Here is a 23,583-nt window from a genome sequence, read left to right as displayed (position 1 = left end):
TGAGTTGATTCGGATGATCAGCATCAGTTGAACTAAAAATGTCTCTAATCATAATGGAAATTCAATCATACAGCACTAGTAGACTGCGCAACTCGTAAAAAATTCATTGAATGAGAGTCAATAATGCATATTTTCGGCAAAATTTTGGGTACTTTTTTTGGTTTATTGCTGGGTGGTCCTATCGGGGCCATTTTCGGGCTTTTTCTTGGGCATCAGTTTGATAAAGCCCGAAGACAGTATCAAAATTCACCATTCTCGGTAGGGGGGAATGGTGGTGCATCTCAAGAAGAGCGTCAGGAGGAGTTCTTTCGTGCCGCTTTCTCAGTGATGGGTCATGTTGCCAAGGCCAAAGGCAAGGTGACGAAAGAAGAGATTCGTTTGGCAACGATCATGATGGATCGGATGAATCTCAACGACGCGCAGCAACGCTCGGCACAAGAAGCGTTTCGTGAAGGGAAAGAGTCTGGTTTTCCTTTGGAAGACGTGCTTGAACAGGTGATGCGCTCAACCGGCGGACGACGTGACTTAATTCAATTTTTTCTGGAATTACAGATTTCTGCAGCCTTTGCTGATGGCGATCTCCACCCGAGTGAGCGTGATGTTTTGCATAAAATTGCCAGAGGGCTGGAATTTTCCACAGCGCAGCTTGAACAACGATTGAGAATGCAAGAAGCGGCTTTTCGCTTTCAACGTCATGCTCATTCCGGGCAAGAAAGCTACCAAGACAATCGACAGGGCAGTGGTTTCAGCCAAGCCTATAGCACGAATCATCTGAACGATGCCTATCATGTATTGGGTGTCGATGAAACGGCTGACGCGAAAACGGTAAAAAGAGCATACCGGAAACTGATGAATGAACATCATCCCGATAAACTGATGGCGAAAGGTCTGCCGCCGGAGATGATGACTATGGCGAAAGAAAAATCTCAAGAAATTCAGCAGGCTTATGAGCTGATTAAGAAAGCCAAAGGTTTTTAAGCTGACTTCAGTTTGAGATCAGCATCAAAACAAAAAAGCCACAGCAAAAATGCTGTGGCTTTTTTGAAAGTGGCTCCCCCTGCGGGACTCGAACCTGCGACATACGGATTAACAGTCCGCCGTTCTACCAACTGAACTAAGGGGGAATAAACTTTTAAGACATCACTGTCTACTACAAAATATGGTGCCGGCTGCCGGAGTCGAACTGGCGACCTACTGATTACAAGTCAGTTGCTCTACCTACTGAGCTAAGCCGGCGATATAAAATATGGCTCCCCCTGCGGGACTCGAACCTGCGACATACGGATTAACAGTCCGCCGTTCTACCAACTGAACTAAGGGGGAATAAACCTTTAAGACATCGCTGTCTGATGAAAATGATGGTGCCGACTGCCGGAATCGAACTGGCGACCTACTGATTACAAGTCAGTTGCTCTACCTACTGAGCTAAGTCGGCGCTGGATCATTTTCAAATAAATTGGTGGTGCCCGGAGGCGGAATCGAACCACCGACACGGGGATTTTCAATCCCCTGCTCTACCGACTGAGCTATCCGGGCAACGGGGTGTATTAAAAAGTTTTTCTCAGACAAGGTCAACAATAAAATGCAAAAAAAGTATCGTTTGTTGCTTTTATACCCAAGTCCCCCAGAAATACAGGCTTAAAGCCCTATTTTATCAGGAGATAATGGGATAAAAATGGAGCAAACGAGCTTGTCGTTGTAGCGTAAAACCACAATCGCAGGGCGATAACGGTTGCTTAGATTTGCTCACGACGCTTGGGAAGAGAATAGCTGGTTTTTCCGGTGATGTGAAAGTGACAGAGAAGGGCAGGGGGCAACTGTAAAGCATCATGCGGATAAACCGCATGATGAAGACAACGAAAAAAGCCACAGCATCTGCTGTGGCTTCTCGAAAATGGCTCCCCCTGCGGGACTCGAACCTGCGACATACGGATTAACAGTCCGCCGTTCTACCAACTGAACTAAGGGGGAAAAGATGGTGCCTCGAGGCGGAATCGAACCACCGACACGGGGATTTTCAATCCCCTGCTCTACCGACTGAGCTATCGAGGCATGGAATAAATGGTGCCGGCTGCCGGAGTCGAACTGGCGACCTACTGATTACAAGTCAGTTGCTCTACCTACTGAGCTAAGCCGGCACGATATTTATTCTCAATGCTTTTATTGAATCCGGTCTTTACGATATAAGGCACCAAATTCAATCAATTATGGTGCCCGGAGGCGGAATCGAACCACCGACACGGGGATTTTCAATCCCCTGCTCTACCGACTGAGCTATCCGGGCAACGGAGCGCTATTAAACGGATTTACACGCCAATCGTCAACTAGTTTTTCATGTTTCTATGAAAAAAGTGACCGTTTGCATGATTTTTGACCTTGTCGTTCACAATGCAGACGGTTTACCCACCCAAGATTCATTTATAGCTGTCCCGAATTAAACATCTCTTTGTAATGCGTCACTTTTTCCAGATAGCGGCGGGACTCTGCGTTCGGATGTTTTTTGGTCAGCGCCCAATAAACTTGGTTTGGTTGTAGACGGTTGATTTTACTCAATGCCGTCTTTTTATTGCTGCTGAACGTTCGGAGTACACCGCCGGCACCACCGTTATATGCAGAAATCATACTGTATTCGAGAGACTGTGAATTGGCGACCGAATTCAAATAGTCATGCTTTAAGATATAGAAATAGGCGGTTCCGGTATCAATATTATTCTCCGGGTTAAACAGATATTCAGGAGAGGGTTGTCCTGAACGCTTTTTGATGCGTTGAAAGACATCCTTTCCTGCGGTTTTCGGCACGACTTGCATTAATCCATAAGCGTTTGCCCAGCTCACCGCGTAAGGATTGAAACTGCTCTCGGTCTTGATGATTGCGTAAATCAAATCTTCCGGAATACCGTATTTTCGGGAAGCCCGGCGGATAATATCGGCATACTTGTAGCCGCGAATTTCAACTTGATCTTCCACCATCGGAATTTCAACATAGTAAGACTTTTTGAAATCGACCTGTTTGACTTGTAACTTATTTTTAATCAGATAATCCGCGAATCGATTGGCTCGCCAGCTCCACTGAATGGCCTTGTTATCTTGATCGACCACTTGTTGATACAGAAACGGTTTCCCTTTGAGGACGATTTTCTCGGATGAGAACAGATCGACGTGTTTGGGATCATCCGGTGTCAGAAGGGTGGTGACGATCGCTTTTTTCAGATGTTCCAACGGTTCGGTCGTCGCGACAGTCTCGACAGTAATTTGTCCTTGATTGAAATTAACATCGGCACGGCTGCGATAGTCGTCGATATATTTAACGTAGTTTGTTTTGCCGGCAATTTTAATTTCTTTACTTCCCCAGCGATGTTCTATTTTACCGGTGAAGCTGCTGATGAGGGCATCTAACGCGGCCGCATCTTTCATAAACTGGCCGGGAAGGGGAGCTAAATGCTTAGCAAAGCGATTGGTCGGTTCGTAGTTCACATCGTATATTTTTTCGATCAACTCACGACTACAGCCACTGATTAATAGTGGAATAACGAAAAGGATTAGTACCCGGTGTCGGGTTATTTTCCTCTTGAGAGAAGCATCGTGCGTCGCAAAAATATGTCGAATCAGATTGGTCATCAATGGCACCTGTGCAGGAAAATATTCACACAATCGTTGTGAATTACGATTGTGTGAATAACAACTTATGAGTCACTGGGTGGTGTATAGCCTTCGATGTGGACCTCTTTCCCTTCAAACAGAAAATTAACCATTTCTGTTTCAAGAAGCTGACGATGCTGTGGATCCATCATATTCAGTTTTTTTTCATTAATGAGCATGGTCTGTTTATGCTGCCACTCTGCCCAGGCTTGTTTAGAGATGTTGTCAAAAATTTTTTTCCCTAATTCGCCGGGATAAAGTTGAAAATCCAGCCCTTCGGCTTCTTTCTTCAAACGTGCACAAAAAACAGTGCGGCCCATAAGGATATCCTCATTGTTTGGAGTTAAAAACTACTGCTGTTATACCAGAGAGTCCGATTTCCTGCCACTTCAGCAGCCCTCAAGGTGACGCGTCAGGAATTTTTTTATCGGGGTGGGCAGGCCAAGATTGAACACTTCACTTTTTTCGACCCACTGCTGTTGAGGTTCCGTGACGCCCAAACGGTCGATCATCCAAACATTGGCATCCAGTTTATAGTGAGTAAATGTGTGTTTGAACGTGCCTTTCAGTTGTTTATGTTCACCTAACTGTTCGGGTTGCAGATGAATTTGTGGCAGACACCAGAGTGCACCCCAGATTCCATCACTTGCCCGTTTTTCCAGCAAAATCTTATTGTCTGATTCCACCCACAGAAATTGCCCGGCTTTCGTCGGGACGGTCTTTTTCGGTTTGGGAGTCGGTAACTCTTGAACTCTGTTGTATTTGAAAGCCAGACATTTTTCCTGGAAGCAACAAAGTTCGCAAGCGGGATTCTTTGGTTTGCAAATCGTGGCCCCGATATCGAGTAACCCCTGAGCAAAAGCACGGTTATCGGTCTCCGGGGTGAATGTTTCGGCCAGTTGCCAGAGCTGCTTATCAACCGCTGACGTTCCCGGAACACCGTCGAGGGCGAAAAAACGACAAAACAGCCGTTTGACATTACCATCAACAATCGGTCCGTAGCGGTTATAAGCGAAAGAGCGAATTGCACCGGCGGTATAACGGCCGACACCGGGAATATCCAGCAGCGCTGCGAGTGAATCCGGAAATTGCCCCTGATGATGTGCCATGATGTATTGCGCTGCTTTGCGCAGATTTCTGGCCCGTGAATAGTAGCCCAAACCTTGCCAGTGCTGCATGACTTCATCTTCAGTGGCTTGAGCCAAACTTTCAACGGTCGGGAAACTCGCCATCCAACGTTCAAAATAAGGAATTACGGTCACCACCTGAGTCTGTTGTAGCATCACTTCAGAAACCAGAACTCGGTACGGTGTCGGATTGCGTTGCCACGGCAGCTCATGACGCCCATGAGATCGTTGCCAATCGATCAAGTGTCGCTGAAATTGTGGCGGAGATATTGGATATTGCATTTGCATTGCTGACTTTACTTTTGAATGAATGATTTTTATCAATGACCGTTTAATCAGTGGCGAGAGCCACGATTGTATTCATCTTGTGCAATGATTGATCAGACCCCGATGAAACAACGCTGATTGCAGCACATAAAAGTTGCGTTGTAAAACACATAAATCATACAGGATTCAATATAATTTTCAGTTCAGGACTTGAACAGACACGCATTCTTTGGATAATCACACCTCCTTGTATCCGGGAGTGAGAAAACAGGCGAGAACCATGAGTGAAGTAACAACCAACGAATATACCGATGATGGTAAAGTCATGCGTAAAATTCGCAGTTTTGTTCGCCGTGAAGGGCGTCTGACCAAAGGTCAGGAAGCTGCAATGAATGAATGCTGGCCACAGATGGGAATTGATTTCCAATCACAAAAATTAGTTTGGCAGTCGGTGTTTGGCAATGACAATCCAGTGGTTCTGGAAATCGGATTCGGCATGGGAACATCGCTGGTTGAAATGGCTAAGAATGCACCGAATCAAAACTTTATCGGGATTGAAGTCCATAGTCCCGGCGTCGGTGCTTGTCTGGCTTCTGCACGGGAGGCCGGTGTGACCAACCTTCGGGTGATGTGTCACGATGCAGTTGAAGTCTTCGAACATATGATTCCCGATCACAGCCTGCACCGACTCCAGTTATTCTTCCCTGACCCGTGGCATAAAAAGCGTCACCATAAACGTCGGATCGTGCAACCCGAATTTGCAGCGATGGTGCGTCAGAAGTTAATCATCGGAGAAGGCATTTTTCATATGGCAACGGACTGGGAAAACTACGCCGAACATATGATTGACGTCATGAATCAGGCTCCCGGTTATGAGAATGTTGCGACCGATGGTGATTTTATTCCCCGGCCGGACGAGCGTCCGCTGACGAAATTTGAGCAGCGTGGGCAGCGTTTGGGGCACGGGGTTTGGGATATCCAATTTCGTTGTGTTGAATAGTGCTATATCGAATCGTGCTGTGGTCGAATAGCAGCGTCTGCAATCACTCATCGCCTGCGATAACAGGCCAATCAGTAAAGTAGCCCAAATGAAACTGACAAACGAGATACTGATCGAAATATTAGATGAAGTACGTCCGTTGATCGGACGCGGCAAAGTAGCAGATTACATTCCGGCACTTGCGCAAGTTCAGGCGGACAAACTGGGGATTGCGGTGTTGACCAATGAGGGCGAACTGTTTCAGGCCGGAGATGCGGAAGAAGGCTTTTCTATTCAATCGATCTCCAAAGTGCTCAACCTCACCCTGTCGATGGGGATCTATACCCCGGATGAGATCTGGTCAAGAGTGAGAAAAGAGCCGTCAGGGCAAGCGTTCAACTCGATGATCCAGTTGGAAGTTGAACATGGTATTCCGCGTAATCCATTTATTAACGCCGGTGCGATTGTGGTTGCAGATATGTTGCAGACCCGTCTTTCTGCGCCTCGTCAACGGCTGCTGGAATTTGTCTGGGCCTTGAGTGGTGATCAGAAAATCGTGTATGACAAAGTCGTGGCCCGCTCAGAGATGAAACACAGCGACCGGAATGCAGCTATTGCGTACTTGATGCGCTCATTCGGTAACTTTGAAAATCATGTGCTGCCGGTACTGGAAAACTATTTCCACGGCTGTGCCTTGAAAATGAGTTGTGTCCAGTTGGCGAAAACCTTCAGTTATCTGGCGAATCAGGGGGTTTCCGTGCTGAATCACAAATCGGTGATCACCACAGTTCAGAGCAAACAGATCAACGCGTTACTGGCAACTTGTGGCTTGTATGACGAAGCAGGAGAATTTGCCTATCGGGTCGGGATGCCGGGCAAATCCGGGGTCGGTGGTGGCATCGTCGCAATCGTGCCCGGAGAGATGACCATTGCCGTTTGGTCACCTGAACTCAACAACTCCGGGAACTCATTAGCCGGCAGCAAGGCGTTGGAGTTACTTTCCGAGCGTATCGGGCGCTCCATTTTTTAAGGGATGATATTTTCAGGCGCAAGATTTGACTTGTAAACGCTCGCTTGATGACAGACGTGCTGATGACGGGAATATCCTTATTCCTCATCAGCCATAAATTCTGCCAGTAAATCATTCAGAAACAGCTTGCCCCGTTCAGTGACTTGCCAGTGCAGATCGGTTTCATCGAGAAATCCTTGCTGTTTAGCCCGGTCGATTGTCGGTTGAACCGTTGTGAGCGGTAAGCCGGTCGTATCCACAAAGTCCTGTTTCGGGCAGGGCTCGAGTAAGCGGAAGCGATTCATAAAAAATTCAAAAGGCCGGTCTTTGGCCGACACCTCGGTTTCATGATCCAAATAAGGTTTGAGTAAATTCAAATACCCCTTAGGATGTTTTACTTTGGTGGTACGAATGATGCTGCCATTCGCGCAACTGATTTTACCGTGTGCCCCGCAACCAATCCCGAGATAGTCTCCGAAGCGCCAATAGTTGAGATTGTGCTGACACTGGAATCCCGGTTTTGCATACCCGGAAATCTCATATTGAATATAACCGGCTTGGGTGAGTTTCTGATGTCCCTGCTCAAAAATATCCCACAACAGATCATCATCCGGCAGACGCGGTGGTTGGGAATAAAACAGCGTATTCGGTTCTATCGTCAGCTGATACCAAGACAAATGCGGTGGATCTAAATCGATCGCTTGATCTAAATCTGCCATTGCTTGTGACAGCGTCTGTCCCGGCAGGCCATGCATTAAGTCCAGATTAAAGCTGTTTAAGCCAATTTGATGCGCCAGATGTGCCGCCCGGACCGCTTCAGCCGAACCATGTATTCTGCCGAGCTTAGTGAGTTTTTCGTTATCAAAACTCTGGATACCAATGGAGATTCGAGTGACGCCCGCCTGCCGGTACTGGACAAACCGTTCGGCTTCGATAGTGCCCGGATTGGCTTCCATCGTGATTTCAATATCCTGTTGAAAGGCTAATCTCGCCTGAACACCATCGAGTAGTCTTTTGATTGCTGCGGGGCTGATCAGGCTGGGGGTGCCGCCTCCGATAAAAATCGAGTGCAGCTTCCGTGGCTGTCCTTGACCTAATGCGTCATGGGAGTATGCGTCATGGTTTGACGGTGTGCTGAGCTGATAGCGTTGAAGATCCTGATCAAGGTCTTCCAGCAGAGCGTCAATATAAGCCTGTTCAGGAATACCGGACTTCAGCGCATGAGAGTTGAAGTCACAATAAGGACACTTCTGCACACACCAAGGAATATGGATATACAGACTCAGCTTCGGTGGTTTCAGCATGGTTGCTGCTCATTCGATTCTTGCACCGATTGTTGCATCAACTGTTGCATTAACAGATGAAGCGCCTGAGCGCGATGAGACAGCTGTTTTTTCCGCGATGGTGCCAGTGCTGCTGACGCACATTGCTCCGTGGGAACCCAGAATACCGGATCATAGCCAAACCCGTTGTTGCCATCAGGCTGATGCAGAATTGAGCCTTCCCAGACACCGTGACAAACCAGTGGGGTCGGATCAGCGGCATGTTTCATGAAAACCAACACGCAGTGAAAGCGAGCGCTGCGTTGTTGGTCAGGGATCTCTGCCATTGCGGTCAGCAACTTTTCGATATTTTGCTGATCGGTGGCATCATCACCCGCATAGCGTGCTGAGTAGATGCCCGGTGCACCGTCGAGCGCATCAACTTCAAGGCCGGAGTCATCGGCAATCGCGGGTAATCCGGTTTCTGCGGCTGCATGGCGCGCTTTAATAATGGCATTTTCGATAAACGTGGTTCCGGTCTCTGCAACCTCGGAGACATTGAGATCCGTCTGCGCGAGGACTTCAAAACCGAAATCGGCCAACAGGTCAGACATTTCCCGGACTTTGCCCGGATTTCCGGTTGCTAAAACAATTTTCTGCATGATTGAGGCGCTTTCTGAGATAGGCGAATTGGGGGCATAGTGTACCTTGCCTCATTCATTTCCATCAATGGGTGGATGACATCCGTGTCAAAGAAAGAGAGTTGTCTGCTTGTCTTAAATCGGGCTGTCTCAAAGCAGCGGATAGTTATCTGACATCAGAGCCGCAGTGCTTGTGACATGACTCTCATTTCCTTCAGGCAATTTTTTGCTCGCCGGGCAACTTTTTGCTCGCCTTTGGGCAACAAGTTGCCTGTAATAATCGATCACATAATATAATGAGTTGATTTAGTTACAGAGGTGCAATTGGCACAACTGTTGCTGCTTTTATCTTATTGAATAAAAAGGTTGATCCGATTTGGAACAGAGATCAATAAGTTGAAAATCAAACCAATAATTAAGCATTTTGTTGCTTATTTGCGGTGGGATAATTCTCAATAAGACAAAAGGCAATTCAAATGACAACGTTAGGTTTTCGCTTCACGATTGATGGTGTGCATGATGAGACGCTGGTGGTTCGTGAATATCAGGGAGAAGAGTCAGTATCGGACTCGATCAGCGGATCAAGAGAACGCGTTTACGGCTTTCGCTATCAAATTGAACTGGCCAGCCGGAATGCCGATCTGGCCGCCAAACAGATTGTCGATAAAACCGCACTGCTGGAAGTGATTCAAAATGGTGAAGTGACCCAGCAAGTCCACGGTATTGTGCGCCATTTCAGTAAAGGGGATACCGGACACTCTCATTCCTTTTATTCCGTCACTTTGGTTCCGGCATTGGAACGTCTCTCTCTACGCCGCAATAGTCGGATTTTTCAAGAAAAAAACATTCTCGATATTTTTAAGATCCTGTTTCAGGAGATGAACATCACTGACTATGTTTTTTCGGTCAAACGTGAGTGTGCACCGCGCGAGTTTTGTGTGCAGTACCGGGAATCGGATCTCGGCTTCTTCCATCGTTTGGCGGCGGAAGAAGGCCTGATGTACACCTTCACCCATGAAAAGGGCAAACATACATTGGTTGTCACGGATAATAGTGAAGGATTTACGCAATTAGGATCTCCGGTACCTTACAACGCCCTTTCCGGTGGTCACATGACGACACCTTATGTTTCGACCATGACGGAGCATTATCAGTCGGAAGTGAGCTCGATTGTGATGCAAGACTACAGCTTCAAAAAGCCGGATTATAACTTTGCACAATCGCTGGATGGCACAGATCTTAGTTATCAGTTACCTGACTATGAACATTTCGATCATCCGGGGCGCTTCAAAGACGATGCCAATGGTAAAGCCTTCAGCCAGATCCGACTGGAATATCTACGACGTACTGCGCATACCGCCAGCGGTAAAAGTAATGATGCCCGGGTGCAAGGTGGGGTGCGTTTTGAGCTCGAAGAACACATTGATGCAGCGATGAACCGCGAATGGCTGGCGGTCTCTGTCAGTCATCAAGGGACTCAGCCGCAGGCATTGGAAGAAGCCGGTGGTCATGGTGCAACGACTTACGCCAACCAGTTTACCGTGATCCCGAAAGAGACGCTTTGGCGAGCGACGCCCCAGCCGAAACCGCAAGTAGATGGTCCTTGTATTGCTACCGTTGTCGGTCCGAAAGGGGAAGAGATTTACTGTGATGAGCATGGCCGGGTCAAATTGCATTTCCCGTGGGATCGCTATGATCAATCCGACGAAAAAAGTTCTTGCTGGGTACGGGTCGCGCAGGGCTGGGCCGGCGCTCAGTACGGCTTTATGGCCATTCCCCGTATTGGTCATGAAGTGATCGTCTCGTTTCTTAACGGTGATCCGGATCAGCCGATTATCACCGGACGGACTTACCATGCTACCAACGTAACGCCTTATATTTTGCCCAACCATAAAACTCGCACCGTTCTGAAAACCCAGACCCACCAGGGCGAAGGCTCGAACGAAATTCGGTTTGAAGATCAGTCGGGTGTCGAGCAGATCTATATTCATGCCCAGAAAGATCAGGATATCGTCATCAATAATATCCATCGTGAATCGGTCGGGTTAGACAGCCACCGCCGGGTCGGACGTCATCTGTATCAGATGATTACTGAAAATGTTCATCGTCTGGTCGGCAAGAATGTCAATGAAGAGTTCGGACAGGATCTCCACCAGAAAGTCGGCCGGAATGTCGTTCAGCGCATTATCGGCAAACTCAGTCAGTTTATTTCCGGTGGCATTATCCAAAAAATTGAAGGGGCCTGGGTGGCTGATATTACTGCATCGGAAGAGAAGAAAATTGGTGCCAATCAACGGGTTGAGGTTAATAACGAAAGTTATCTCAAGGCGAAAAAAGTAATTCTCGATGCCGGGGATTCTCTGACGATTCACGGCCCGGGTGGGTTTGTCAAAATCGATAAGGGCGGTGTCACGATTTCCGGTACGAAAGTTAAAATCAACGAAGGTGGTTCACCGGATAAAGGCACCGCACCAACGATGGTGAAACCGGATGAGACCAATAAACCACAAGAGCCGGAAGCACCGGATCGGAGGGGATAACCATGCCTGCAGCAGCAAGACTCGGCGACAACGGCTCAGGTCATGGCTGTTTTCCGGCGACGCCGATCATTGCCGGTAGCGGCGATGTCTCGATCAACGGTAAACCCGCAGCCCGTAAAGGCGATGCGATCTTACTGCACGCCTGCCCGTGTCCGCAGGTTCCTCACGGGATCCACGGTCGCAGTATCTCTGCCGGGTCTGCCAATGTTTCGATTAACGGCAAACCGGCAGCCCGGGTCGGTGATGCCATCGACTGCGGCGGCTCGGTCGCGGCAGGCTCCGGGAATGTATTTATCGGCGACACGCCGTACAAATCCCCGACGCATGATTGTGGTGAAGGTGCCGCGCTGAAACAGTCGCCTTTCCTGCGTATCCAGCCACTTGCCGAAGCCCCGCCTTTTGACTGGGCAAGCCTGCCGTTTGTGGAAGAGATTTATGAGCGTTCGGCGAAAGGGCAAGAGAAGGCGGTAGAGTCGAAGGGAGAACAGACGGCGAGTAAGGGGATACTTTCTGGAACTCGAACCAAGATCCCTAAAAAAGCGGATGAAGCAACTCGTCGCTCCCTTATCAGAGAAAATGAAGCTGTGGATGCACTTGTTGCTCATGGATTAGATGTCCAGCAGAACCCGGTTATAAAAGGAACGAAAAGAAATCCTGACTTGTTGATTGTGAAAGGTAAGATTGAAGATACTCATTTCGATAATGTTGTTACAGATGTGTTTTCTCCCGGGAAAAATACGTCTGCAAGAAATATTCGAAGTACGATTAATGAGAAAGTTAATATAAAAAAACAAGCCGAGACAATTGTGTTAAATATGGATGACAGTCAACGCAAAGTTGCAGAAATTGTTGATGCGATTAAAGCTGAGCCTGTTACTAATTTGAAAAATGTTATTGTTACTCAAAATGGTAAGGTAACCCTTCTTCCTCTAATTAAAGGTTAGCGTAGATGTCTGTAGATTATGAATTGTATTTGAGTGTTGATATGACCGAATCCATGTTAAATGATTTTGGGTTTGTTGAAACTCAACCGGAAGAAAATGGTGTTATTCAAGGATATGCTTTTGACGGTAAGCTGTTATTTATTATGTCAAAAAGTCATTTGGACGATAGTTTTATCCGGGATGAAGTCGGTTTTCTACCTGTCGTCAAGATCATACTGTCACCGGATCTGGAACAGTACGATGAAAGTATGATGTCCATAATCAGGATACTTAACGGCTGTGTTGAATTGAATGATTCAGTTAAGTTTTACCAGAACAATGAAGTTTTATTACTAGAAAAGAAAGATGAGAAAACAGTGCTATATAACGGGGAATATGATTGGTGGGAAGATCATCAGGCAATGCTAACGTTTCATTATACAGAACAATAGAAGCTGATAAGAAAATATAACGCAGTTCACTCAGGCTAGGAAAAATAAAAAATGAAATCCTTATTCGACATTTTAACGATGTCAGAAGGAAATACGTCAGAAAGAAAAACATGCTACTTACTGTTTGATCGCATTCAGTTTCCGCAAGCGACTGAATTCTGGAACACCATGAAGAGACGCGAAGATGTCGCATGGTGTGAACTGTTGCGTGGCAGTGAGCTTCAGTATCTGACCGATGTCTCGCCATTACTGATCGATATTCGCGATGGTAATCCGGGAGAAACACTCTATTACTGGCTGGCAGAAAATGAACCCCGGGCGGAACAGTTCGGGTTTGTCGGCCTGTTTGACGGGGATTTTTCTGCTTTGCGGGCGCACTGGCATCCGTGGGTTTGCTGTCTTTATCCGGATCTGACGCAAGTGATGCTGCGTTTTTATGATCCGGCAGTATTACCTCAGTGGTGGCGTATTTTAACCCCGGCACAACAATATAGCTTTCAGGGGAAACATCAGGGGATTTATCTGCCGGTCCGAGATGAACAGCAGCTTAAACTGCGTGCATTTGATCTGTCGTCAGCATCTGCTCCGGTCGATCTCCAGACTGAGATTCAATTGCCTCTCCAACTGACACAGGCGCAATTTGACCAGTTTTTCTATCCGGAACAGCTTCATTCGCTGGTTGAAACCTTATACCGGAAATTATTACCCCAGTATGGTGAATCTTTATCTCTGGCACAGGTAGAAAGTCGTTTTCATGAGGGCATGGCGCTGGCAACCGAGAAATATGCCGGTGCAACTGAACTGGATAAAGAGACCTACGCCCTGTATCGCTTTTATTTAGGCGATCGATTTGATGAACATCCCGAGTTCCAGCGTTTGCTGCATTTTTATCCGCTCCGTCAGGCGATTGGCGAGCTGTATCATCAGTATCAGGGACGTGAGGATGAACTTGCTGCATACCGTTCTCAGGGATGGCTGGTAGCGTCTGATGCTGCGGACAATTCTGCTTTGGCAACACCGGCACCAGAGAACGTGGTTATGGAGAGTGAGAAATGACAGACACTGAACAGTGGTGGGAAGATGTCCCGCTGGAAAACTGGCAAACCACACTGGAAGAACCGGGATGGTTTGTGGTCGCTGAAGCTGCGATTCATCCGGAAATTCGTGAACTGGCAGAACAGATGCCGGAGTTTGAGACTCGCTTGTATTGGGACGATATGGGTGATATCCATGCCTCGATTTCTCCCTATATCATGCCACTGCAATCGTGGGCATGGTTCGAAGAACAAATCGCGATTCAACCTCACTGGGGCATTGCGATCCAACTGGATCCCAGTTTTCATTCACTGCCGCTCAGCCGCCAGAGCGATTTAGTTATGCGGTATTTCCGGGCATGGACGCTGGTCGAAACCCCGACGCAGGAACAGTTTCTGCTGCGTCTTTCAGACTGGGATGTGCTGGGTGTGCTCTGGCAGTCCAGCGATGCTGTCTATCAGCAACATATTCAGGGGCCGTTACGACAGATTGCTTACTGGGAACCGGATCAGCCGGAGGCGAAGGTTCTCAGATTTCAGGCGCCGATCCTGGAAGAAACCACACTCCCGTTACCGACGCCGCTGACTCAAGCACAGTATCAGGCACTCAGTATTTGGGCTAGCCGACAGATCTACCGTCAGTATCAGGATCATTTACAAGTCCATCACAGCGAAACGCAAAGCTGGGAACAGGCACAGTTCGATCAATATCTCTATCAGCATATCACTCAGGCCAATCAACTGGGGTTTACCCAACCGAATGATGTGGTTCGGTATCTGAGCCTGACCGTGGTTTTCGGCGAGCAGTTTACAACGCAGCCGTGGGCTGAACAGATTTTAAAATCACCGGATTATCAGGGCACGCAAAGCCGGATGGATCGATTATTTGAACGCGGATTAGATGAATTGGATAAGGAGTCAGAACAATCATGAGCGAGAATAAAAAAGCCGACTTGCTCTCCAGTGCAGAGGCCGCTACCCAGAACTTCTCGACCGATAATGTCCTCGATGGCGGCTGCGTTGAATGTGGTTGTGAAGTGTTTATCCGCTATCACTATGACGATGATAAGCCGGTACCGGAAGCCGACTTTGTCCTGACAAACAGTAAAAAAGAAATTTCGGGCAAAACTGATAAACAAGGCATGTGTAAAATCGAGAACATGGATTGTGGCGGGTTTGAGCTTCTGCTGGGCGAAGGTAGTGATGAATTTGAGCCGCAAGATGTGGCAGAAAACAATCCTGTAATTCAGGCCAATCCTGAATATGCTGCCAAGGCCGGTGAGTATTTTGCCCTTTATACCCTGCTGAGTCGGGAGGGATATCTCACTTACGATGAATCCGGTAGCTCTGACAGCTTTGTTGATGTTGACCGTAAATTATTCACTTGGGTAGACAGTGATTATGAGGAAGCTTACGACCGCTTCTGGGAGCTGGATAAAGAGATTAATCACGGGCCTAAAGAACTGAGACAGGCGGTTAATAAAATCCACCATAGTCTGGCCGGAGAAATGGCCGGCATGGCGCAGGACAATACGGCCATTTTGCTGTTTTGTGAAATCGCGCTCGGGTTTGTGCCGGTGGTTGGGCAGGCAATGGACTTGTATGACTTAGGCTGCTGGGGATGGGATACCTGTACCAAGAATGATTTAGATTTTTGGCACTGGGCAACCGGTGCTTTGGTGGTGATTGGTTTTGTGCCGGGGCTGGGGGATGCGACCAAGAAAACCGGCAAAACTATCATTGATGCACTGAAAAAATCGGATTCACGAGTCATTCAACAGGCGATGAAAATGCTGCGCAGCTTGTCGAACGGCAATCTGGTTAAGTATCTGAAAAAGTTCGGGGGCTTACTGTCTGAGTATGCCAATAAAGCTAAAAAATTACTCAATGACATTATTGACGGGCTGACCAAGGCGATTAAGAACAGTAAAAGCTGGGCGGTCAAACTACTGAGTAATTCGTTTGAAATGCTGGTCGATGCGATGAAGTCGCTGGAAAAGAAAATCGACGAGATGGTCGGTAAAATTACTGCCAAGGTCGATGAGTTTATCGGCAAAGTAGTGACCCGCAAAACTGGTACACCGCATCACAAAGGGGCGAACAAAGTCGATAATATCAATGCTGAGCAAGCTTCAATTCATGGTGATAAACCGGATGGCACTCATGGGAAGGATCCGACTGAATTAGAAAAGCAGAAAAAAAACGGTGGTTGCGGAAAAGAAGGCGAACCGATAGATCTATACACTGGGAAGGTGTTTGAAGAGAGGCAAGATTTTGTATTAGCTGGGATTCTGCCTTTAGCGCACCAACGTTACTATCACTCGGCTGGTTTGAAAGAAACCGGGTTGATGGGCAGTTTGTGGCGCAGCAGTTGGGATATTTCGCTGACCATCGAGGGGATGTTAGCTACCTTTACCGACACCGACTATACCCAAGGTATATTCGCGCTTCCCGAGCCGGATGAAGCAACCACTTCTTTACTCAAACCCCAGTGGCGATTATGTCGGGGAGAGCAGGCGGAATTACTTCTCCGGCATAAAGATGGGCTGACATACCATTTTGGCCATGCGATTGGCACAATCTTGCGTTTGTCGCAAATGTCTGATGCTTACGGCAATACCATTCGGTTTGCTTATGAGCGTCGCACGCTCAAATGGGTCATCCTCAGTGATGAACGGCTGATTGAGGTCAAAACCGAGCGTAACCGTATGACGCAACTGACCCTGTGCAAAGCTGACAGAACACCGCTGCGGGAGCTAGCCCGCTATGACTACGACAAATCCGGCAGGCTACTTTCGGTGCGGGGAGAATCTGGTCGTAATTTCGATTATCAGTACAGTAAAGAGGGTTACCTGACCCGCTGGCAGGATTTGGCCCACACGTGGGTTGAACACGATTATGATGAACAAGGCCGGGCGATTGCTAGCCGTTGTGCTGACGGGTTGTGGACTGACCAAATCCGCTATGACGATGACAACCATGTTCATTACTACAAGAGTGCTTTCGGTGGGATCAAAGCCTATCATCTGGATGAGCGTAACCGTCCCTATGCGATTGTTGATGCTGCCGGTAACCGGATCGAGCAGCAGTGGCAGGACGACTTACTGATTGGCGAAACCAATGCATTGGGGGAGACGACAGCCTACAGCTATGATGCATGGGGCAATATCACCGCAGTGACTTTGCCGGATGGTACCGTACACAGCTATGGTTACAACGAGCAGGGCTGGCTGACAAGCTACACTGACCCGTTGGGTGCCAGTTGGTTGTATGAACACAATTCTCAGGGTGATGTGATTCAAGTCACCGATCCGGAAGGCCGGATATGGCAAATGACCTACACTGAACGTGGCTTGCAGGATTCGGTCTCTGGGCCGGACGGTAGCGTCACCCGCTATCACTACAATGAACGTGGTCTGTTGACCCGGCTGGAGCCTGCCACAGGGTATGGCATGACTTTCCACTATGACCGGTTTGACCGTTTAGTGAAACGGGTCAGTGATAAACGCGATTCGCAGGGCAATCTCACCCGCCGCTGGCATTATCATCAGTCTAATCCGTTTCCTGAAAAAGTCACCTACGAAGACGGCAGTGAAGCGCACTTCAGTTACGATATTGAAGGGAATCTCACCGCGGTCACCGATGCCCTCGGTCAGACCCAGCACTTTACTTATGGTGCTTTCGATAAACTCAAAACTGTCACCGACCCGTTGGGGGCAACGACCCGCTATCACTACAATGCTGAAGCCGAATTTGCCGGGGTGACGAACAGCCACGGCCAGCAGTGGCTGTACGGTTTCGACAAGCTGGGACGGATTGAAAGCGAACGTCATTACGACGGGCGCACTGAGAATTATGACTATGATGCTGTTGGCCGATTAGTGCAGCGCAGCAAACCGGATGGTCACACTTTCCGCTATCAGTACGATGTATGCGGCCGACTGCTCCAGAGCGAAAGCTTCGATAATCAGGACCATCCGACCGGCAAAAGCTGGTATGAATATGATGCCGCTTCGCGGTTAACCTACGCAGAAAACGGTGATGCGTGGATTGCACTGGCCTACAGCCCGTCCGGGCAACTAGTCAGTGAAAATATCAACGGCACCGAACTGACCCACCAGTACGATGCCGCCGGACGACGGATTCAATCAGCAGGAACGGAGAGTGAGCGCAGTTATCAATGGCAACAGCAACAGTTGTCCGCCCTTGCTGTCGGCTGTCATAATCCGCTGACTTTTGCCTATCATCCGGGCGGAGAAGAAAAGCAGCGCAGCAACGGCAGCGGCTTTGACTTGCGCCATGAGTGGAGTGCGACGGGCTTATTGACCGGGCAGCAACTCGGCAATCAATCGCTACGTCAGTACCGCTACGATGTACTGGACCGGCTGACCGGGATTGAAGACAGTCATCGCGGCAGTGCCGAATTTACCCTCAACCCCAATAGTCAGATTACTGCGGTGCGGCAGCGCAAATCGTGGGAGACCAAAGCGGGATTTGTCCATCTGTTCGGTTATGACAGCGAGCTGAATCTCAATGAAGAAGGTTTCGGCAGTGAATACGGTGACAATGTGGTGTCGCTGGCCGACGAGCGGATAAAACGCCAGAAGCGCGACTATGATAAAGCCGGACGTGTGACTGAAGTCGGCCGTTTTAAATATCGTTACGACGAATGTGGCCGGGTCATCGAGAAAAGCGAAAGCAAAGACGGCTTCCGCCCACAAACCAGTAAATTTATCTGGAATGACGAAGACCGTCTGACTCATATCGAGCTACCGGACGGGCGACGTTACCGCTATCGTTATGACCCGTTCGGACGACGGATTGCTAAAGAGTGTCTGCAAACTCAGCGGCAGACCCATTATCTGTGGGACGGCAGCACGTTGGTGCAGCAGAGCCAAATCACCGCCGATGGCACAGCACTGAGCAGCACCGAATATCTGTACGAGCCGGGCAGCCACCGCCCGATGGCGCAAGTCACCACTCGTCACGGCAGCAACCGAAGAGACCTGCACTATATCGTCACCGACCATGCCGGCACACCGCAAGAGTTGGTGAGCGAGGCCGGGGAAATCGAATGGCGTGGTGAACAGGCTCTGTGGGGTAAATACCAGCAGCAACAGTTTAACCTCAAGATTCAACGGGGTTATCTCGAAGACGCCGCCAACGAAGCCCTGACCTGCGATCTGCGTTATCAGGGGCAGATCGAAGATAAAGAAAGTGGGCTTTACTACAATTTCAATCGCTACTACGATGCAGACAGTGGGCAATATCTCAGCCCCGACCCGATCGGATTTGCGGGCGGACTCAGACCTCAGGGGTATGTGCATAACCCGATGGAGTGGGTGGATCCGCTGGGGTTGATGGCATTTGGTTCAGGTAAAGGAACACATACGGCTAATGCTACTCTTTTTGACAAAGAGGGGAATATTAAAGCAACGGGAACATGGCAAAGTGGAAATATGACCCCTGATGAGGCAGCTTTAGGTTTTCCAAAGAGTACTTTAGCCACACATACAGAAGCGAGAATTACAAAAGATTTAGGAGAAATTGCATCTCCAGGTGATCATCTCGTCATCGATGGTCAATATCCACCATGTAATCCATGTAAGGGTAAAATGAATGCATTCCAGAGAGATACTGGTGCTAGTGTTACTTATAATTGGAGTGAGGATGGTGAAAATAAAGTATGGAAAGCTGGTTGTAAGGGGAAAAAATAATGAATGAAATAATATTTTTGGCTTCTATCATCGAATGTTATACAGAGAATGATGTTTTAATTATAGGTGTGGGTGATGATGAATTTGACCCTGAGAATTATATTGTAGTTTCACGGTTTGATGATGGTGATGTTGATGATTCTATAGGTATTCAAACACATCTTTCAGAAATTGAAGTGTCAAATGCTATTATGAAAGTATGTCTTAGGAAAAACAAAGTTATATTTTTTATAAAAAAAAATAAGATCCAAAAAGTTCAGGCGTCGAAGATAGAAATCGATTTTACTGATGACTCTCAAATTGATGTTTATTTGTTGGAGAAATATATTCATGATATTTTCATTCATAGCTCAACAGTTGTTGATATTGACTTGAGCTAAATTTCATTTAAGTGACGGATATAAGAGAGACTGTTCATTATTCTGTGTCACCCCCATTTTTATAAATCCAGATATGGAGCATCCGCTCCATATCGCTAAACCTTAATCCTCCCCCGACAAACCCTTTCCGTCATCTCCCGTAATTTATCTACTTCACTTTGTAAATATGTCAGCTCTTCTGCGGTGATTTCGTAATGTTCGGAATAACGGGCATCGATGTAGGCGCGTTTGAGGCGCTGGAAGCTGCGGCGGTGGAATTTGTTTTCCATCGGGAACAGTTCGGCAAAGGCCGGGTCTTGCTGGGTGCACATCGAGCGCAGGCTTTCAAGATTATGGGTTTTGGGAAGATAGTTGGTACAGACTAACAGGGTACAGGCAAACAAGCGTTCCGTTACCTGATGGAGTTGAAATGCAGCATAGTTGAAGTATTTATTTTCAAGCATTGGTTTATATGCTGATTCATAAAATTGTGCTGCGCTACTAAACCAATGATTAAAATGTTTGGTTGCAATTGCCACTCGCTCGGCCTCACTTAAATTCCCCGGTGTGGGCAGTTCCCGCTTATCGGCGCTGAACAGTTCAATCCCCTGTTCACGAATATCTTTAAAGAAGTAGTGACCTTGCTGGAGCTGCTGATGGACTTCATTGAGTGTGTGGACGATTAAGCCGAGCGGGGCAGAGGTGACCCGACGCGCAATCTGCTCTTCGGCACTGTGCCACACCGCGTACTCTTCGACCAATGCTGAGCGGTTGACGATCACCAGAATATCGTAGTCGCTGATATAACCGTTGGGGCGATCACTGACCCATGTGCCTTTGGCATGGCTGCCGAACAGGATAATTTTAAGGATCCGAAACTCAGCCTTACTGCCATTTTTGTTGCGTAAGAAATCATCCAGCGTATCGCGTAATACGGTGGTGATGGTGTGAAGTTCTTGTTGCTTCCGCTCCGGGAGGTGATCGAGTGCTGTTTTCATCGCGGTTATCCTACTACGAGCCGGGGGCAAAACAAACCGTTACCGCGTTGAGCAGTGTTGTTTTTGTTGATGATTTGCGGTTTTGTCATGGTGATACCCGGCTGTGATTTGATGCTGGTATCGTGATCGATTTTGTTGGCAGCAGCGAGACTCGCAGGGTCACTTTGCGACACAATTCAGGAAAACTCATACTTTTCTAATGCTGTAGGGGATATATTGCGCTGACACAGCGCAGCAAACCGGATGGTCACACTTTCCGCTATCAGTACGATGTATGCGGCCGACTGCTCCAGAGCGAAAGCTTCGATAATCAGGACCATCCGACCGGCAAAAGCTGGTATGAATATGATGCCGCTTCGCGGTTAACCTACGCAGAAAACGGTGATGCGTGGATTGCACTGGCCTACAGCCCGTCCGGGCAACTAGTCAGTGAAAATATCAACGGCACCGAACTGACCCACCAGTACGATGCCGCCGGACGACGGATTCAATCAGCAGGAACGGAGAGTGAGCGCAGTTATCAATGGCAACAGCAACAGTTGTCCGCCCTTGCTGTCGGCTGTCATAATCCGCTGACTTTTGCCTATCATCCGGGCGGGGAAGAGAAGCAGCGTAGTAACGGCAGCGGCTTTGACTTGCGCCATGAGTGGAGTGCGACGGGATTATTGACCGGGCAGCAACTGGGCAATCAATCGCTACGTCAGTACCGCTACGATGTACTGGACCGGCTGACCGGGATTGAAGACAGTCATCGCGGCAGTGCTGAATTTACCCTTAACCCCAACAGTCAGATTACTGCGGTGCGGCAGCGTAAATCGTGGGAAACCAAAGCCGGATTCGTTCATCTGTTTGGGTATGACAGCGAGCTGAATCTCAATGAAGAAGGCTTTGGCAGTGAGTACGGTGACAATGTGGTGTCGCTGGCCGATGAACGGTTAAAACGCCAGAAACGCGACTATGATAAAGCCGGGCGTGTGACTGAAGTCGGCCGTTTTAAATATCGTTACGACGAATGTGGCCGGGTCATCGAGAAAACCGAATTGAAAGACGGCTTCCGCCCGCAAAGTACGACATTTATCTGGAATGACGAAGACCGCCTGACCCATATCGAGCTGTCGGACGGGCGACGTTACCGCTATCGTTATGACCCGTTCGGCAGACGGATTGCTAAAGAGTGTCTGCAAACCCAGCAGCAGACCCATTATCTGTGGGACGGCAGCACGCTGGTGCAGCAGAGCCAAATCACCGCCGACGGTACAGCACTGACCAGCACCGAATATCTGTACGAGCCGGGCAGCCACCGCCCGATGGCGCAGGTTACCACTCGTCACAGCAGCAACCGCCAAGACCTGCACTATATCGTCACCGACCATGCCGGGACGCCGCAAGAGCTTGTCACCGAAAGCGGCGATATCGAATGGCGCGGTGAACAAGCCGTGTGGGGCAAATACCAGCAGCAACAGTTTAACCTTAAAATTCAACGGGGTTATCTGGAAGATGCGGCCAACGAAGCGCTGAGCTGCGATCTGCGTTATCAGGGCCAGATCGAAGATAAAGAAAGCGGACTTTACTACAATCTCAATCGCTACTACGATGCGGACAGTGGGCAGTATCTCAGCCCCGACCCGATAGGATTTGCGGGTGGGTTAAGACCTCAGGGGTATGTGCATAACCCGATGGAGTGGGTGGATCCGCTGGGGTTAGACCTGAAAACGGTAGATTTTACTGGTTCGAATGATTTATTCCCTACGAGCGGGAACCAGAAAAATATTGTTAAGATAAGAATGCAGGGAGCTCGAGGGCGTGATTTTACTCAAGCTTATAAGGCAGCTGGAATTAACAGTTCAGATGCTAAGGGATATACATGGCACCATGTTGCCGATTTTGATCCCAATACAGGCGAAACAACTATGCAGTTAGTAAAAACAGAGGCTCATGTCGATTCGCTACCTCACCGTGGTTCTGTCAGTCAATTTGAAAAGCATTTTGGTGTTGAATACGGTTCACAAGAGGCTGTAAAAACTTCTCAAAGTAAAGGTTGGTTAGATGGTAAGCCACCTAAAGGGTGTTAACTGATATTAGGAATACATATTATGATGATCAATTGTTCCGTTCCTATAACATTTGAAGATATAGAAAAATTTGAATCAAAATTTAATATAGAGCTGCCAGTGTATTTTAAAAAATACTATGTTTCTTATAATGGCGGAGAACTTTCTGATAATAGAAAAATATTCTATGATGGAAATATGGAGCTAGAAATTAATCACTTTCTTCCAATGATAAGAGATGATGTTTATAAATCATTTACAGTGGAGTCTTTGTATGAAGTTTTATCCATAAATAAAAAAATATTACCAATTAACTTTATCCCTTTTGCTATTGATAGTGGTTCTTTCCCGTATTGTATTAATGTTGAGAATAATAATATTTATTTTTTCAATCTTGAAAAAAATAAATCTATAAAAATAGCTAGTGATTTAGATGATTTAATATCCAAATTATATACTGAGGACGAAATGTATTAATGATATTTGGATGTTGATGGCTCAGAGTAGCTTAATAAGCTATATATCCAATATATTGGATAGAGTCCTAAATAGCTGTTCCTAAATGTAGATCACTGGCAGATAAAA

The 23,583-nt window shown here is 47.8% G+C and carries 18 protein-coding genes, 9 tRNA genes and 1 pseudogene; 13 read left to right on the top strand and 15 right to left on the bottom strand.

Features of this window, described 5'->3' with window-relative positions:
- Positions 1 to 123: 123 nt before the first annotated feature.
- Positions 124 to 978 carry a co-chaperone DjlA gene (gene djlA / locus AC55NX_RS09495; RefSeq protein WP_496995504.1) on the top strand — a complete coding sequence of 285 codons (855 nt, stop codon included), beginning with the start codon at positions 124 to 126 and terminating at the stop codon, positions 976 to 978.
- A 70-nt stretch (positions 979 to 1,048) separates the two neighbouring features.
- Here djlA and AC55NX_RS09490 read toward each other — a convergent pair.
- The 12 genes from AC55NX_RS09490 to mutY all read right to left on the bottom strand — a co-directional run bounded on the left by AC55NX_RS09490 (position 1,049) and on the right by mutY (position 5,048).
- Positions 1,049 to 1,124, bottom strand: a tRNA-Asn gene (locus AC55NX_RS09490).
- A gap of 36 nt (positions 1,125 to 1,160) precedes the next feature.
- Positions 1,161 to 1,236 (bottom strand) — tRNA-Thr (locus AC55NX_RS09485).
- 11 nt (positions 1,237 to 1,247) lie between these two features.
- Positions 1,248 to 1,323: transfer RNA gene (locus AC55NX_RS09480), tRNA-Asn, on the bottom strand.
- Between the two features lie 36 nt (positions 1,324 to 1,359).
- A tRNA-Thr gene (locus tag AC55NX_RS09475) sits at positions 1,360 to 1,435 on the bottom strand.
- 25 nt (positions 1,436 to 1,460) lie between these two features.
- Positions 1,461 to 1,536 (bottom strand) — tRNA-Phe (locus AC55NX_RS09470).
- A gap of 359 nt (positions 1,537 to 1,895) precedes the next feature.
- A tRNA-Asn gene (locus tag AC55NX_RS09465) sits at positions 1,896 to 1,971 on the bottom strand.
- A gap of 5 nt (positions 1,972 to 1,976) precedes the next feature.
- Positions 1,977 to 2,052 (bottom strand) — tRNA-Phe (locus AC55NX_RS09460).
- A gap of 10 nt (positions 2,053 to 2,062) precedes the next feature.
- A tRNA-Thr gene (locus AC55NX_RS09455) sits at positions 2,063 to 2,138 on the bottom strand.
- Positions 2,139 to 2,208: 70 nt separating this feature from the next.
- Positions 2,209 to 2,284: transfer RNA gene (locus tag AC55NX_RS09450), tRNA-Phe, on the bottom strand.
- Positions 2,285 to 2,418: 134 nt separating this feature from the next.
- Complete coding sequence (gene mltC / locus AC55NX_RS09445) at positions 2,419 to 3,618, bottom strand: membrane-bound lytic murein transglycosylase MltC (protein WP_496995503.1); 1,200 nt, start codon at positions 3,616 to 3,618, stop codon at positions 2,419 to 2,421.
- A gap of 65 nt (positions 3,619 to 3,683) precedes the next feature.
- The gene (locus AC55NX_RS09440) at positions 3,684 to 3,959 is read right to left on the bottom strand and encodes an oxidative damage protection protein (protein ID WP_496995502.1); all 276 of its coding nucleotides are present in this window, start codon (positions 3,957 to 3,959) and stop codon (positions 3,684 to 3,686) included.
- Between the two features lie 69 nt (positions 3,960 to 4,028).
- The gene (mutY, locus tag AC55NX_RS09435) at positions 4,029 to 5,048 is read right to left on the bottom strand and encodes an A/G-specific adenine glycosylase (RefSeq protein WP_496995501.1); all 1,020 of its coding nucleotides are present in this window, start codon (positions 5,046 to 5,048) and stop codon (positions 4,029 to 4,031) included.
- A gap of 265 nt (positions 5,049 to 5,313) precedes the next feature.
- Between mutY and trmB the strand changes: the two genes are divergently transcribed.
- Both trmB and glsB read left to right on the top strand, forming a co-directional pair.
- Complete coding sequence (gene trmB / locus AC55NX_RS09430) at positions 5,314 to 6,033, top strand: tRNA (guanosine(46)-N7)-methyltransferase TrmB (RefSeq protein ID WP_496995500.1); 720 nt, start codon at positions 5,314 to 5,316, stop codon at positions 6,031 to 6,033.
- 88 nt (positions 6,034 to 6,121) lie between these two features.
- A complete protein-coding gene (glsB, locus tag AC55NX_RS09425) occupies positions 6,122 to 7,042 on the top strand; it encodes a glutaminase B (RefSeq protein ID WP_496995499.1) in 921 nt (306 codons plus the stop codon).
- 77 nt (positions 7,043 to 7,119) lie between these two features.
- Here glsB and hemW read toward each other — a convergent pair whose 3' ends face one another.
- Together hemW and AC55NX_RS09415 are read right to left on the bottom strand one after the other, a co-directional pair.
- The gene (hemW, locus tag AC55NX_RS09420; protein WP_496995498.1) at positions 7,120 to 8,325 is read right to left on the bottom strand and encodes a radical SAM family heme chaperone HemW; all 1,206 of its coding nucleotides are present in this window, start codon (positions 8,323 to 8,325) and stop codon (positions 7,120 to 7,122) included.
- Positions 8,319 to 8,945, bottom strand: coding sequence for an XTP/dITP diphosphatase (locus AC55NX_RS09415; protein ID WP_496995497.1), 627 nt, complete (start codon positions 8,943 to 8,945; stop codon positions 8,319 to 8,321). The genes hemW and AC55NX_RS09415 overlap by 7 nt, the downstream gene beginning before the upstream one ends.
- Before the next feature lie 455 nt (positions 8,946 to 9,400).
- Here AC55NX_RS09415 and tssI point away from each other — a divergent pair, with 455 nt between their 5' ends.
- The 8 genes and pseudogenes from tssI to AC55NX_RS09375 all read left to right on the top strand — a co-directional run bounded on the left by tssI (position 9,401) and on the right by AC55NX_RS09375 (position 19,970).
- Positions 9,401 to 11,464, top strand: coding sequence for a type VI secretion system tip protein TssI/VgrG (gene tssI / locus AC55NX_RS09410; RefSeq protein ID WP_496995496.1), 2,064 nt, complete (start codon positions 9,401 to 9,403; stop codon positions 11,462 to 11,464).
- Positions 11,465 to 11,466: 2 nt separating this feature from the next.
- Positions 11,467 to 11,784: pseudogene (locus tag AC55NX_RS09405) on the top strand (PAAR domain-containing protein); the annotation flags it as partial.
- A 102-nt stretch (positions 11,785 to 11,886) separates the two neighbouring features.
- Positions 11,887 to 12,408, top strand: a complete 522-nt coding sequence (locus tag AC55NX_RS09400) for a CdiA C-terminal domain-containing protein (protein WP_496995581.1) — start codon at positions 11,887 to 11,889, stop codon at positions 12,406 to 12,408.
- 5 nt (positions 12,409 to 12,413) lie between these two features.
- Positions 12,414 to 12,839 carry a SitI3 family protein gene (locus AC55NX_RS09395; protein WP_496995495.1) on the top strand — a complete coding sequence of 142 codons (426 nt, stop codon included), beginning with the start codon at positions 12,414 to 12,416 and terminating at the stop codon, positions 12,837 to 12,839.
- A 51-nt stretch (positions 12,840 to 12,890) separates the two neighbouring features.
- Positions 12,891 to 13,895, top strand: a complete 1,005-nt coding sequence (locus AC55NX_RS09390; protein ID WP_496995494.1) for a DUF4123 domain-containing protein — start codon at positions 12,891 to 12,893, stop codon at positions 13,893 to 13,895.
- Positions 13,892 to 14,806 (top strand): DUF4123 domain-containing protein, encoded by a 915-nt coding sequence (locus tag AC55NX_RS09385; protein WP_496995493.1) that lies wholly within the window; start codon positions 13,892 to 13,894, stop codon positions 14,804 to 14,806. The genes AC55NX_RS09390 and AC55NX_RS09385 overlap by 4 nt, the downstream gene beginning before the upstream one ends.
- Entirely contained in the window at positions 14,803 to 19,590 is a 4,788-nt protein-coding gene (locus AC55NX_RS09380) for an RHS repeat-associated core domain-containing protein (RefSeq protein ID WP_496995492.1), read from the top strand. Before AC55NX_RS09385 ends, AC55NX_RS09380 begins: the two co-directional genes overlap by 4 nt.
- On the top strand, positions 19,590 to 19,970 hold the full coding sequence (locus AC55NX_RS09375; RefSeq protein WP_496995491.1) for a hypothetical protein: 381 nt from the start codon (positions 19,590 to 19,592) through the stop codon (positions 19,968 to 19,970). The genes AC55NX_RS09380 and AC55NX_RS09375 overlap by 1 nt, the downstream gene beginning before the upstream one ends.
- A 95-nt stretch (positions 19,971 to 20,065) precedes the next feature.
- Here the strand turns inward: AC55NX_RS09375 and AC55NX_RS09370 are convergent, their stop codons facing one another.
- A complete protein-coding gene (locus AC55NX_RS09370; RefSeq protein ID WP_496995490.1) occupies positions 20,066 to 20,947 on the bottom strand; it encodes a HEPN domain-containing protein in 882 nt (293 codons plus the stop codon).
- A gap of 539 nt (positions 20,948 to 21,486) precedes the next feature.
- Between AC55NX_RS09370 and AC55NX_RS09365 the strand changes: the two genes are divergently transcribed.
- Together AC55NX_RS09365 and AC55NX_RS09360 are read left to right on the top strand one after the other, a co-directional pair.
- On the top strand, positions 21,487 to 23,019 hold the full coding sequence (locus AC55NX_RS09365; RefSeq protein ID WP_496995489.1) for an RHS repeat-associated core domain-containing protein: 1,533 nt from the start codon (positions 21,487 to 21,489) through the stop codon (positions 23,017 to 23,019).
- 21 nt (positions 23,020 to 23,040) lie between these two features.
- Positions 23,041 to 23,475: an SMI1/KNR4 family protein gene (locus tag AC55NX_RS09360; protein ID WP_051680884.1), complete on the top strand. Its 435-nt coding sequence runs from the start codon at positions 23,041 to 23,043 to the stop codon at positions 23,473 to 23,475.
- Positions 23,476 to 23,583 lie beyond the last annotated feature (108 nt).

Source organism: Vibrio rubrogenes (genome assembly GCF_059641415.1).
Note: the sequence above shows the minus strand (reverse complement) of the source record. Positions and strands in the feature narration are given on the sequence as shown.